This window comes from Streptomyces mirabilis, from assembly GCF_039503195.1.
In the GTDB taxonomy this organism is placed as follows: domain Bacteria; phylum Actinomycetota; class Actinomycetes; order Streptomycetales; family Streptomycetaceae; genus Streptomyces; species Streptomyces mirabilis_D.
Map to the genome: position 1 here is coordinate 7,162,528 of NZ_JBCJKP010000001.1, position 13,026 is coordinate 7,175,553.

Here is a 13,026-nt window from a genome sequence, read left to right on the forward strand (position 1 = left end):
ACCCCGTTTCGTCCACGGCTTCGCGCGCGCGATAATCGAACGCGGAGCCGCGGGAATGAGGGAATGCTCGGACGTCCTAGTACTGGCCACTGGCAGTACAGGCGTGAGCGCGGCCCGTCACACACAACCGGTGAAGGACAACCACATGACGACGCCCACGATCGAGCTCAAGCCCTCTTCGCAGCCCCGCTCCGCGGCGGAGCGCGAGGCGATCCTCGCCAACCCCGGGTTCGGCCGCCACTTCACCGACCACATGGTGACGATCAAGTGGACCGAGGGCCGCGGCTGGCACGACGGCCAGCTCGTCCCGTACGGCCCGCTCTCCCTCGACCCCGCGAACATGACCCTGCACTACGCGCAGGAGATCTTCGAGGGCCTCAAGGCCTACCGCCAGCCCGACGGCTCCGTCGCCACCTTCCGCCCGGACAAGAACGCCCGGCGCTTCCAGGCCTCCGCCCGTCGGCTCGGCATGCCGGAGCTGCCCGTGGAGACGTTCATCGAGGCCTGTGACGTGCTGGTCCAGCAGGACTGCGCCTGGGTCCCGGCGCACGGCGGCGAAGAGTCCCTCTACCTGCGCCCGTTCATGATCGCGACCGAGGTCGGCCTGGGCGTGAAGCCCGCCAACGAGTACCTCTTCCTGGTCATCGCCTCCCCGGCCGGCGCCTACTTCCCCGGCGGCGTCAGGCCCGTCTCCATCTGGGTCTCCGAGGACCACGTCCGCGCCGTCCCCGGCGGCATGGGCGACGCCAAGACCGGCGGCAACTACGCGGCCTCCCTCCTCGCCCAGGCCGAGGCCGCCGAGCAGGGCTGCGCCCAGGTCTGCTACCTCGACGCGGTCGAGCACAAGTGGATCGAGGAGCTCGGCGGCATGAACCTGTACTTCGTGTACGGGGACAGGATCATCACCCCCTCCCTCACCGGCTCCATCCTGGAGGGCGTCACCCGCGACTCCCTCCTCACCGTCGCCCGCGACCTCGGCTACACCTCCGAGGAGGGCCGCGTCTCCATCGACCAGTGGCAGCGCGACGCGGAGAACGGCACCCTGACCGAGGTCTTCGCCTGCGGCACGGCCGCGGTCATCACCCCCGTCGGCACGGTCAAGCGCACCGGTGCCGAGTGGCAGCAGTCCGGCGGTGAGCCCGGCGAGGTCACCGTGAAGCTGCGCGAGGCGCTCCTCGACATCCAGCGCGGCATCAGCGAGGACAAGCACGGCTGGATGCACCCGCTGGGCTAGGACGGTCCGCGCGCCCGTGGGTCCACGGCAACCCACGCCTCCCGCCGGTCCCTCTCTCCCCAACAGGAGTGCGGGGACCGGCGGTTCGTTCGACGCGTAGCGGCTCCGTGACACGGGTATCCACAGATTCCACGGGGGGAGCGTGCCGCCCTCCCGTGTGCCCGCACGGAGGGAGCGCAGGTGAGCGCAGGGTCGCCGATACCACGACTGCGCTGGCTGCTGCGCACCTTACGCACCCCACGCCGCCCCCAGAGCCTCACCGTCCTCGTCCTGCTCGCCGCCGTCGCAGCCCTCCTCCTCTGGAGCAGCTCGCGGATGGACAACTACGAGGAGAACCTCACCCTCAACCTCGGCACCGACATCGTCGGCGTCGTCGTCACCGTGTTCGTGATCGGCCCGCTGATCAGCCGCGCCCAGGAGGGCCGGGTCCGCGAACACACCCGGCTGGACTACGAGTGGTTCAGCGCCCAGGTCTACGGCTCGACCTCGAACGTGAAGGTCCTCGACACCTTCTCCAACGTGTTCGGGCCGCAGTTCTCCGAGCGCCTCTTCCGCGGCATCAAGGCGGCCACCGGGCACGGCGCCCGCGTGCAGATCCTCCTCCTCGACCCCGACTCCCTCGCGGTCATCCTGCGCGGCCGTGAACTGGGCGAGCAGAGCGCCGACATCCGCCGCGACATCATGCGCAACCTGCGCACGCTGGACCGGTTCGCGCTCCGGCTCGACGAGAACTCCCGTCAGCTCCTCGAAGTACGCCTCTGCTCCACCTCCCCCGGCGTGACCCTCTACCGCTGGGACGAGCGCTCCCTGGTCTCCTTCCTGACCGTCGGGCGTCTGTCCGGCGAGGGAGTCCAGCTGGAGGTCGCCGTCCACTCCCCGCTCGGCACCTTCGTCGAACAACGCTTCGACGAACTGTGGCAGCAGAGCAAGCCGATGGAGCGATTCACCCATCTGCCGCTGACCCTGGTCGACGCGACCGACGGCCGCCGGGCGTTCAGCTGTCGTTTCGTCTACGTGGACGACTGCCTGTACGTCGCCGGACACGACCTCGTGTCGTACATGGCCCGCCACCGCCTCGACCAACTCTCCGCCTACAGCGACGCCTTGACCGCCTCCGGCGCACACGAGCTGATCGTCGTGGACGACGAGAGCGAGCTGCACGGGCTGCTCATGCAGCGCTTCGCGGAGAAGTACGATGCGTCGGCGGGCGCCTTCGTCGAGTTGCGGCCGTTGGTCCTGGTCAGGGAATAGAGGCCCCGGCACACATGAGTTCAGCGCTCCACCCCGCTCAGCCCGCGAGACCCGGATCCGCGCACCTGAGTCTCCGATCTCCGGACACCAGCTCCCGGTCTTCGCACCCGAGCCCCCGTTTTCGCGCCTTCACGCCCCGTGACCTGGACGGCCTGCTGCGGCGCGTGTCCCTGCCGCCCGCCGAGCGACTCGCCCTGCGGGCCGTGGCGGCCGTCCTGCCGTTCCGTACGAACACCTACGTGGTCGACGAGTTGATCGACTGGTCGGCCGTGCCCGACGACCCGATCTTCCGGCTCACGTTTCCGCAGGCCGAGATGTTGCCCGAGCCCGACCTCAAGCAGATGGCGGAGCTGCTGGCGCGGGACGCCCCGAAGGCCGACGTCCTGCGCGCGGCCCACGCGATCCGGATGAAGCTCAACCCGCACCCCTCCGGCCAGCTCGACGCCAACGTCCCCGTGCTCGAGGGGCGGCGCCTCACCGGCCTCCAGCACAAGTACCCGGAGACGGTGCTGATCTTCCCGCGCCAGGGCCAGACCTGCCACGCCTACTGCACGTACTGCTTCCGCTGGCCCCAGTTCGTCGGCGAGTCCGACCTGCGCATCGCCACCGACGACATCGCCACCACATCCGCCTATCTGCGCGCCCACCCGGAGGTCACCAGCGCGCTCATCACGGGCGGCGACCCGATGGTGATGAGCACCGAGGTGCTGCGCCGCTACGTCGAACCGCTCCTGGAGATCGAGTCGATTCAGTCGATCCGCATCGGTACCAAGTCGCTCGCCTTCTGGCCGTACCGTTTCCTCACCGACCGCGACGCCGACGACGTGCTCCGCCTGTTCGGGAAGGTCGTCGCGAGCGGCCGCCACCTCGCGCTGATGGCCCACTTCACCCATCCGCAGGAGCTGCGGCCCCCGGTGGTGCGGGAGGCGATGCGCCGGGTGCGTGACACGGGTGCCGTGATCCGCTGTCAGGGGCCGCTGGTCAGGGGCATCAACGACAGTGCCGAGGCGTGGGCCGGGCTGTGGAACGAGACGACCGCGCTGGGGGCGGTGCCGTACTACCAGTTCGTGGAGCGGGACACCGGCCCGCAGGGCTACTTCGGGGTGCCGCTCGCCCGCGGTCACCAGATCTTCCGCGACGCCTACGCCCAGGTGTCCGGCCTCGCGCGGACCGTGCGCGGCCCGGTCATGTCGGCGATGCCGGGCAAGGTGTGCGTGGACGGGATCACGGAGGTGGCCGGTGAGAAGGTCTTCGTGCTCCACCTCATCCAGGCCCGCGACCCGGAGCTGGTGGGCCGCCCGTTCTTCGCCGCGTACGACGAGAACGCCACCTGGTTCAGCGACCTAAAGCCCGCTTTCGGCGCGAGCCAGTTCCTGCCCGGCCTCGACCCGGTGTGACGCCCGCTTCGGCGAGAGGGCCATATAGACGAGGCCGCCGACCAGGCCCGACAGGACGAAGCTGCAGTCCACTCCACCGGTGAGGGACAGCAGCGGTCCCTGGTACGACGGGAGGGAGACGGCGAGGAGGCCGGCGAAGGCGCCCAGGGCCCAGGCCACCGTCGCCTGGACGTTCCAGCCGGCGCGGTACCAGTAGATGCCGCCCCGGGAGCGGCGGTTGAAGACCTGGAGGGCGTCCGGGTCGTAGATTCCGCGGCAGCGGGCGAAGCCGATGAGGGTGATGACCGCCCACGGGGTGCCGATGGCGGTCAGGAGAAGGACGAAGGACGTCATCGCGGACTGCGCGTTCCAGGCGTAGTGGCCGACGAAGACACAGACCGTCGCGACGACGGCGACCGTGAGTGTGGCCCGGGCGCGCGAGGCCTTCGGCAGGATCGCGTCCAGGTCCAGGCCCATGGAGTACAGCATCAGGCCCGCGTTGCCGACCGACCCCGCGGAGGCGGCGAGCAGCAGCGGGACCAGGTACCAGGTGGGGGAGGCGGAGACCAGCGGCCCCGCGTAGTCGAGGGCCGCGCGGGCGGCGTACGCCGTGAAGGTGCCGAAGAGCTGCGGGACCAGCAGCCCGGCGATCAAGCCAAGCCACGTGGCGTGCAGAACCGTACGGGAGGAGTGCCGGGACGGGGAGATGTAGCGCGTGTAGTCGCCGAGCAGGGTGATGAACGCGATCGGTCCGGACAGGCCTGCCGCGACCGCCGCCAGCAGCCAGGTCGGCCAGAACGAGCCCAGCAGATAGCCGCCGGTCTCCGGGAGCGCGGCGGCGGTGAAGTGCGGCGCGTAGGCGAGCACACCGAGCGCGAGGAGCGCGGTCATGCCGACCGCGAGGACCCGGGACATCGCGAGCAGCACGCGGTAGCCGTACACCGCGCCCGCGACGGTGGCGGCGGCGAGGACGGCGTACACGACGGCGTACGACAGTCCGTTCGCCGGCAGCCCGAACAGGCGGCCGAGCACGCTCACCATCACATCGCCGCCGATCCAGACGGTCAGCGCGGTGTAGCCGAGGGCGAGCAGCAGCCCGGCGACCGAGCCGACCAGCCGTCCGCGCACCCCGAACTGGGCGCCGGAGGAGGTGGAGAGGTTCGTCGCCGTGCGCAGCGACACCAGCGCGAGCGGCGCGGTGAGCGCCGTGCCGATCACCGTGCCCGCCACGATCGCGCTCACCGACGACCACCAGTCGAGCCCGAAGGAGGGTGGCAGCCAGCCGAAGATGATCACACCGAGGCAGAGGTTCGACCCCAGCAGGATCGAGACGAGGTCCGCCGGCCCGCTGGTCCGTTCCTCGTCGGGGATGGTGTCGACTCCGCGCTGTTCGATCGGCATGGCTGGTCTCCTTCGACGGCCGCCTGAGAGTTAGAGCGACGTTCAATGTCTGTGACCAGATTCTCGATGTCAATGTTTCCGTTCCATGAATCTCGCGTTTAGAGTGGTGCTCTAAATCGAGGAAGGCAAGGAGGTGCCCGGGCATGAGACTGACCCCCACGGAACGTGACCGGCTGCTGCTCTTCGGGGCCGCCGAGCTGGCCCGCGCCCGCCGGGCCCGGGGCCTCAGGCTGAACGTTCCCGAGGCGACCGCCCTCATCGCGGACACCGTGTGCGAGGCGGCCCGGGACGGGCGCCGGCTCGCCGAGGCGATCGCGGCGGCCCGGGAGGTGCTCGGCCCGGACGACGTCCTGCCGGGCGTCGCCGACATCGTCACCGAGGTGCACGTCGAGGCCGTCTTCGACGACGGGTCCCGGCTCGCGGTCGTCAGCGACCCCCTCGGGGGCGGGCTGGGGGAGCGGGCGCCGGGCGCGCTGCTGCCGGGGCCGGCGCACGTCGAGCCCGCCGCGGTGGTCCGGCTGACGGTCACCAACACCGCGACCGTGCCCGTCTCGGTCACCTCGCACTTCCACTTCTTCGAGACCAACCCGCGGCTCGACTTCCCGCGGGCGGCGGCCTACGGGATGCGGCTCGCGGTCCCCGCCGGGTCCTCCGTGCGCTTCGGACCGGGCGAGAGCATCGAGGTCGGACTGCTGCCCATCGGCGGTGAGCGGACCGCCATCGGCTTCGCGGGACTGGTCGACGGGCCGCTGGACGCGCCCGGGGCCAGGGAAGAGGCCCTGCGCAGGGCCGCCGCCTGCGGATACCTCGGAGCCGGGGATGCCGGGGATGCCGAGGGCGCCGGAGACGGCGGGGACTCCGGGGAGACCGGCGAAATTCAGGGAGCTGAGCCGCGATGAATCCTTACGAGTACGCGGCCACCCACGGCCCCCGCGCCGGCGACCGCGTCCGCCTCGGTGACTCCGGGCTGACCATCCGCGTCGAGTCCGACGCCCAGCGCTACGGCGACGAGTTCCTCGCGGGCTTCGGCAAGACCGCCCGCGACGGACTGCACCTCAAGGCCGCCGCCGTCCGCGAGACCTGCGACGTCGTCATCAGCAACGTAGTGGTGATCGACGCGGCCCAGGGAATCCGCAAGGTCTCCATCGGCATCCGCGAGGGGCGGATCTGCTCGATCGGGCGGGCCGGGAACCCCGACACCCTCGACGGGGTCGACGTGGTGGTCGGTACGGGGACGTCGATCGTCTCGGGCGAGGGACTGATCGCGACCGCCGGAGCCGTCGACACCCACGTGCACCTGCTGTCGCCGCGCATCATGGAGGCCTCGCTCGCCTCCGGCGTCACCACGATCATCGGCCAGGAGTTCGGGCCGGTGTGGGGCGTCGGCGTCAACTCGCCCTGGGCGTTGCGTCACGCCTTCAACGCCTTCGACGCCTGGCCGGTCAACATCGGCTTCCTGGGCCGGGGTTCGTCCTCCGACGCCGCCCCCCTCGTCGAGGCCCTGGCCGAGGGCGGCGCGAGCGGCTTCAAGGTGCACGAGGACATGGGCGCCCACACCCGCGCCCTCGACACCGCGCTGCGCGTCGCCGAGGAACACGACGTCCAGGTCGCCCTGCACAGCGACGGGCTGAACGAATGCCTGTCGGTCGAGGACACCCTGCGCGTCCTCGAAGGCCGGACCATCCACGCCTTCCACATCGAGGGCTGCGGCGGCGGTCACGTGCCGAACGTCCTGAAGATGGCGGGGGTCCCGAACGTCATCGGTTCCTCCACCAACCCCACCCTGCCCTTCGGCCGGGACGCGGTCGCCGAGCACTACGGCATGATCGTCTCCGTCCACGACCTGAAGACCGACCTGCCCGGCGACGCGGCCATGGCCCGCGACCGGATCCGCGCCGGAACCATGGGCGCCGAGGACGTTCTGCACGACCTGGGCGCGATCGGGATCACCTCGTCGGACGCGCAGGGCATGGGACGCGCGGGTGAGACCGTACGCCGCACCTTCGCGATGGCCGGAAAGATGAAGGCCGAGCGCGGCGCCCCGGCGGACGTGGACCACGACAACGAGCGCGTCCTGCGCTACATGGCCAAGCTCACCATCAACCCGGCCATCGCGCACGGGCTCGCCCACGAGGTCGGCTCGATCGAGGTCGGCAAGCTCGCCGACATCGTGCTGTGGCGCCCGGAGTTCTTCGGCGCCAAACCGCAGCTCGTCCTCAAGTCCGGCTTCCCGGCGTACGGCGTCGTCGGCGACCCGAACGCCGCCACCGACACCTGCGAACCCCTCGTCCTGGGGCCGCAGTTCGGGGCGCACGGCGCGACGCCCGCCGAGATCTCGGTCGCCTTCGTCGCCCAGGCCGCGCTCGACCAGGGCAACGACCTCATGCCGACACGCCGGCGCCGGGTCGCCGTGCGCGGCACCCGCGGGATCGGCCCCGCCGACCTGCGCCTCAACTCCCGTACCGGATCCGTCGACGTCGACCAGCGCACGGGCCTGGTCACCCTCGACGGTGACCCGCTGCGCTCCGAACCCGCCGACTCGGTCTCCCTCAACCGCCTCTACTTCCTGTGATGAAGGTGCACGTCATGACCCCTGCCGCCGACGGTTTCCGGATGCCCGCCGAGTGGACCCCGCACGAGCGCACCTGGATGGCGTGGCCGGGCCCCAACCCGACCTTCGACAACCCCGAGGACCTCGCCGAGGCGCGCGCGGCCTGGGCGGCGGTGGCGCGCGCGATCCGCCGGTTCGAACCGGTGACGGTCGTGTGCGGGCCGGGCCAGTCGCAGGCGGCCCGGGCGCTGCTCGGCCCGGACGTCGACACCGTCGAACGTGGACTCGACGATGCCTGGATGCGTGACATCGGCCCCACCTTCCTCACCGACGGGAAGGGCGAACTGGCCGCCGTGGACTGGACGTTCAACGGCTGGGGTGCCCAGGACTGGGCCCGCTGGGAGCACGACGCCAAGATCGGCGCGTATGTCGCGGACCTCGCGGGGGCGAAGACGTACGCCTCGAAGCTGGTCAACGAGGGAGGTGCGATCCACGTCGACGGCGAGGGAACCGTGCTCCTGACCGAGACGGTGCAGCTCGGCCCCGAGCGCAACCCCGACTGGACGCGCGAGCAGGTGGAGGCGGAGATCCACGCCCACCTCGGCACCCGCAAGGCGATCTGGCTGCCGCGCGGGCTGACCGGCGACTACCCCCCGTACGGCTTCGGCACGCTCGGCCATGTCGACATCGTGGCCGCCTTCGCCCGCCCCGGAGTCGTGGTCGCGCACTCCCAGCCGGATCCGGCGCACCCCGACCACGAGGTGACCAAGGAGGTCATCGGCCGGCTCCAGGCCGCGACCGACGCGCGCGGGCGCCGTCTGGAGGTCGTCGAGGTCCAGGCCCCGACGATCCTGGAGGCCGACGGCCACTGGGCCGACTACTCCTACATCAACCACTACCTCTGCAACGGCGGCGTGGTCCTGTGCGGCTTCGACGACCCGCGCGACGAGCTCGCGGCCGGCGTCTTTCGACGGCTCTTCCCCGAGCGGACGGTGACACTGGTGGACGCACGTACGATCTTTGCCGGAGGCGGTGGCATCCACTGCATCACCCAGCAGCAGCCGAGGATCTGAACCAGGAGTCGCACGTGGCAGGGGACAGCACGCCGCGGAGGAAGAACGCGCCTCCGCGCGAGGACGTGCTGGCAGCCGCCATGGACATGATCGCCGAGCGCGGTCTGGAGAAGCTCACCATGGCGGCGCTCGGCCGCGAGGTCGGCATGAGCAGCGGTCATCTCCTCTACTACTTCCACTCCAAGGACGAGCTGCTGCTGCAGACCCTGGAGTGGAGCGAGGGGCGGCTCGGCGCCGAGCGCGGCCGGTTGCTCGCCGCCCGGGGCACCGCCCGTGAGCGGCTCGACGCGTACGTCGACCTGTACGTCCCCGACGGCCACCGCGACCCGCACTGGACGCTCTGGCTGGAGGTCTGGAACCGCTCGCAGAACGCCGACGACGCCGCCCGCGAGCGGCAGGTCGCCATCGAGGGCGCCTGGCACCGCGACCTGGTCGCGCTGCTCGCCGAGGGTGTCTCGCGCGGCGAGTTCCGGCCGGTCGACCCGGACCGCTGCGCCGCCCGGCTGCGGGCCCTGCTCGACGGCTTCTCCATCCATGTGGCGATCGGACTGCGCGGCACGGACAGAGAGCGGATCCTGCGCCACGTAAGGGAGTTTCTGGACGAATCCCTGAGCTGACCGTCACTCGGCCGAACGTGATGAACGCAATGAACAAAACGTGAGGCGCCCTTGTCGCGGCAGTGATCAGCGGGCACGTTACGGCTCATGGCACTCACGGGACGAGAGCACTGGAAGAAGATCTGGGTCGGCTCGGCGGGCAACATGGTGGAGTGGTTCGACTGGTTCGTGTACGCGAGCTTCGCCACCTACTTCGCCGGAGCCTTCTTCCCCGACGACAACCCCACCGCCCAGCTCATGAACACCGCGGGCATCTTCGCGGTCGGCTTCTTCATGCGCCCGGTCGGCGGCTGGCTGCTCGGCCGGATCGCCGACCGCAGAGGCCGCAAGACCGCCTTGACGCTGACCGTCACGCTGATGTCGCTGTCGGCGCTCCTCATCGCCCTCGCACCGACCTACGCGGAGGCGGGCTACGGCGGCGCGGTCGTCCTGCTCGTCGCCCGCCTGCTGCAGGGACTCTCGGTGGGCGGCGAGTACGCGGCCAGCGCCACCTACCTCACCGAGGCCTCCGCCCCCGAGCGGCGCGGCTTCGCCTCCAGCTTCCAGTACGTGTCGATGACCGCAGGGCAGATCCTCGGCCTCGGCCTGCAGATCATCCTCCAGCGCACCCTGTCCGACGACGCGCTGCACAGCTGGGGCTGGCGCATCCCCTTCGTCGTGGGCGCGCTCGGCGCCGCCGTCGTCTTCTATCTGCGGCGCACGATGCTGGAGACCGAGGTGTACGAGGAGGCCGCGTCCGGCGAGGAGCGCGGCACGATGCGCGCGCTGTGGCAGCACCGGAGGGAGGCCTTCCTGGTCGTCGCGCTCACGATGGGCGGCACGGTCGCCTACTACACGTACACCACCTACCTGACGAAGTACCTCTCCAACTCGGCGGGTCTGTCCAAGGAGACCGCGACCCTCGTCTCCTTCACCGCGCTGATCGTCTTCGCCTGTCTCCAGCCGCTCGCGGGCCGCCTCTCCGACCGTGTCGGCCGCCGGCCGCTGCTCATCACCTTCGCGGTGGGCTCGACGTTCCTGACGGTCCCGATCATGACGATGCTGGGGCACGTGGGCAGCTTCTGGCCCGCTCTCGCGCTGGCCCTGCTCGCCCTGGTGGTGGTCACCGGCTACACCTCCATCAACGCCTGTGTGAAGGCCGAGCTGTTCCCGACCGGCGTCCGCGCGCTGGGTGTCGCCCTCCCGTACGCCATCGCCAACGCCCTCTTCGGCGGTACGGCCGAATACGTCGCCCTGTGGTTCAAGGACGCGGGTATCGAGTCCGGTTACTCCTGGTACGTGGCGGGGTGCGCCGCGGTGTCCCTGGTGGTCTACGTCACCATGCGGGAGACCCGCGACCTGGATCTCAACCGGGTCGGCTCCGGCCGGAAACCCTCCTCGGAGCCCAAGGCGCGGCTCGCATCCTGAGACAACCCGTGAGCACGGGGGCGGTATGTGCCAGACTGCCCCCGTGCTCTCGTTCGCCATGATTATTGGCAGCAGGCGCGCCGGTCCGCAGTGACCGCCACGTACCACCACGTACGGGCGGACATCGTCGTCCTCGACCCGCGCGCAGACCTCTCGCACCCGCGAGAGGTTTTTCGTTTTCCTGGCCCACCTCAAGCCGGGAAGGGAGCGCGAGGGATCATTGGAGGACGGTGGAGCCGGTCATTCCGGTACAGACCGAGATCCGACATCAGGAGCCGAACACCATGACCGAAACCAGCGAGCTCGACGATTCGTTCCACGTCTTCGACACGACCCTGCGCGACGGCGCGCAGCGTGAGGGCATCAACCTCACCGTGGCGGACAAGCTGGCCATCGCACGGCACCTGGACGACTTCGGCGTGGGCTTCATCGAGGGCGGCTGGCCCGGCGCCAACCCGCGCGACACCGAGTTCTTCGCCCGCGCCCAGCAGGAGATCGACTTCAAGCACGCCCAGCTGGTCGCGTTCGGCGCCACCCGCCGCGCCGGCGGCAAGGCGAGCGAGGACCCGCAGGTCAAGGCCCTTCTCGACTCCGGCGCCCAGGTGATCACCCTGGTCGCCAAGTCCCACGACCGCCACGTCGAACTCGCACTGCGCACCACCCTCGACGAAAACCTGGAGATGGTCCGCGACACGGTCTCCCACCTGTGCTCACAAGGCCGCCGGGTCTTCGTCGACTGCGAGCACTTCTTCGACGGCTACCGCGCGAACCCCGAGTACGCGAAGGCGGTCGTGCGCGCGGCCTGGGAGGCGGGCGCCGACGTCGTCATCCTCTGCGACACCAACGGCGGCATGCTCCCCGCCCAGGTCCAGGCGGTCGTCGCCACGGTCCTCGCCGACACCGGCGCCCGGCTCGGCATGCACGCCCAGGACGACACGGGCTGCGCGGTCGCCAACACCCTGGCCGCCGTCGACGCGGGCGCGACCCACGTCCAGTGCACCGCGAACGGCTACGGCGAACGGGTCGGCAACTCGAACCTGTTCCCGGTCGTGGCCGCCCTGGAACTGAAGTACGGCAAGAAGGTCCTCCCCGACGGCGCCCTGCGCGAGATGACCCGCATCTCGCACGCGATCGCCGAGGTCGTCAACCTCACCCCCTCCACGCACCAGCCGTACGTCGGCGTCTCTGCCTTCGCCCACAAGGCGGGCCTGCACGCTTCCGCGATCAAGGTCGACCCGGATCTCTACCAGCACATCGACCCCGAACAGGTCGGCAACACCATGCGGATGCTGGTCTCCGACATGGCGGGCCGCGCGTCGATCGAGCTCAAGGGCAAGGAACTCGGCATCGACCTCGGCGGCGACCGCGAGCTGGTGGGCCGCGTCGTGGAACGCGTCAAGGAGCGCGAGCTCCAGGGCTACACGTACGAGGCGGCCGATGCCTCCTTCGAACTCCTGCTCCGCGAGGAGGCGGAGGGACGGGCCCGCACGTACTTCCAGGTCGAGTCCTGGCGCGCGATCGTCGAGGACCGCCCCGACGGCACCCACGCCAACGAAGCCACCGTCAAACTCTTCGCCAAGGGCGAGCGCATCGTCGCCACGGCGGAGGGCAACGGTCCGGTGAACGCCCTCGACCGTGCCCTGCGGGTCGCCCTCGAAAAGATCTACCCCCAGCTCGCCAAGCTGGAGCTCGTCGACTACAAGGTCCGCATCCTCGAAGGCAAGCACGGCACCCAGTCCACCACCCGCGTCCTCATCTCCACGTCCGACGGCGCGGGGGAGTGGTCCACGGTGGGCGTCGCGGAGAACGTGATCGCGGCGTCCTGGCAGGCGCTGGAGGACGCGTACACGTACGGCCTGCTGCGCGCAGGCGTAGAACCGGCGGAGTAGCCGCTAGGGCGGCGGCTTCGCCCCGCTTCCCCCGCTCGGCCGATTCGTTCGGCGGTCGGCCGGTGGGGGCCGGCCGTGCAGTTCCCCGCGCCCCTCGGGTGCGCCGGCGCGCATCTTTCAGCCCGTCCGGCGCACCCACCCGCCCGGTCCACGCCTCCAGCCCGTCCGGAGTTTGAGGACGAGGTCGTTCAGGCCGTGCGGGGGTCCAGGGGGCGCAGCGCCCCTGG

The 13,026-nt window shown here is 70.6% G+C and carries 10 protein-coding genes; 9 read left to right on the plus strand and 1 reads right to left on the minus strand.

Annotated elements, in window-relative coordinates; genetic code table 11:
• The first annotated feature begins 145 nt into the window (after nucleotides 1-145).
• The 3 genes from AAFF41_RS32955 (at nucleotide 146) to AAFF41_RS32965 (ending at nucleotide 3,882) form a co-directional block, all read left to right on the plus strand.
• Nucleotides 146-1,234, plus strand: coding sequence for a branched-chain amino acid aminotransferase (locus AAFF41_RS32955; protein ID WP_319747102.1), 1,089 nt, complete (start codon nucleotides 146-148; stop codon nucleotides 1,232-1,234).
• 180 nt (nucleotides 1,235-1,414) lie between these two features.
• Entirely contained in the window at nucleotides 1,415-2,485 is a 1,071-nt protein-coding gene (locus AAFF41_RS32960) for a hypothetical protein (protein ID WP_319747104.1), read from the plus strand.
• A 164-nt stretch (nucleotides 2,486-2,649) separates the two neighbouring features.
• Nucleotides 2,650-3,882: a KamA family radical SAM protein gene (locus AAFF41_RS32965; protein ID WP_343325086.1), complete on the plus strand. Its 1,233-nt coding sequence runs from the start codon at nucleotides 2,650-2,652 to the stop codon at nucleotides 3,880-3,882.
• On the opposite strand, the gene AAFF41_RS32970 is transcribed toward AAFF41_RS32965, so the two are convergent.
• Nucleotides 3,829-5,262, minus strand: coding sequence for a cytosine permease (locus AAFF41_RS32970; protein ID WP_343325087.1), 1,434 nt, complete (start codon nucleotides 5,260-5,262; stop codon nucleotides 3,829-3,831). The genes AAFF41_RS32965 and AAFF41_RS32970 overlap by 54 nt on opposite strands.
• Nucleotides 5,263-5,405: 143 nt before the next feature.
• Between AAFF41_RS32970 and ureA the strand changes: the two genes are divergently transcribed.
• The 6 genes from ureA to cimA all read left to right on the plus strand — a co-directional run bounded on the left by ureA (nucleotide 5,406) and on the right by cimA (nucleotide 12,799).
• Nucleotides 5,406-6,161: an urease subunit gamma gene (gene ureA, locus AAFF41_RS32975; protein WP_343325088.1), complete on the plus strand. Its 756-nt coding sequence runs from the start codon at nucleotides 5,406-5,408 to the stop codon at nucleotides 6,159-6,161.
• On the plus strand, nucleotides 6,158-7,834 hold the full coding sequence (locus AAFF41_RS32980) for an urease subunit alpha (protein ID WP_095852443.1): 1,677 nt from the start codon (nucleotides 6,158-6,160) through the stop codon (nucleotides 7,832-7,834). The genes ureA and AAFF41_RS32980 overlap by 4 nt, the downstream gene beginning before the upstream one ends.
• Nucleotides 7,835-7,848: 14 nt before the next feature.
• The gene (locus AAFF41_RS32985; RefSeq protein WP_319747112.1) at nucleotides 7,849-8,886 is read left to right on the plus strand and encodes an agmatine deiminase family protein; all 1,038 of its coding nucleotides are present in this window, start codon (nucleotides 7,849-7,851) and stop codon (nucleotides 8,884-8,886) included.
• Nucleotides 8,887-8,966: 80 nt separating this feature from the next.
• A complete protein-coding gene (locus AAFF41_RS32990; protein ID WP_079065152.1) occupies nucleotides 8,967-9,503 on the plus strand; it encodes a TetR/AcrR family transcriptional regulator in 537 nt (178 codons plus the stop codon).
• Between the two features lie 87 nt (nucleotides 9,504-9,590).
• Nucleotides 9,591-10,910 carry an MFS transporter gene (locus AAFF41_RS32995; RefSeq protein ID WP_319747114.1) on the plus strand — a complete coding sequence of 440 codons (1,320 nt, stop codon included), beginning with the start codon at nucleotides 9,591-9,593 and terminating at the stop codon, nucleotides 10,908-10,910.
• Between the two features lie 284 nt (nucleotides 10,911-11,194).
• Nucleotides 11,195-12,799: a citramalate synthase gene (gene cimA / locus AAFF41_RS33000; RefSeq protein ID WP_319747116.1), complete on the plus strand. Its 1,605-nt coding sequence runs from the start codon at nucleotides 11,195-11,197 to the stop codon at nucleotides 12,797-12,799.
• The last annotated feature ends 227 nt before the right edge of the window (nucleotides 12,800-13,026 follow it).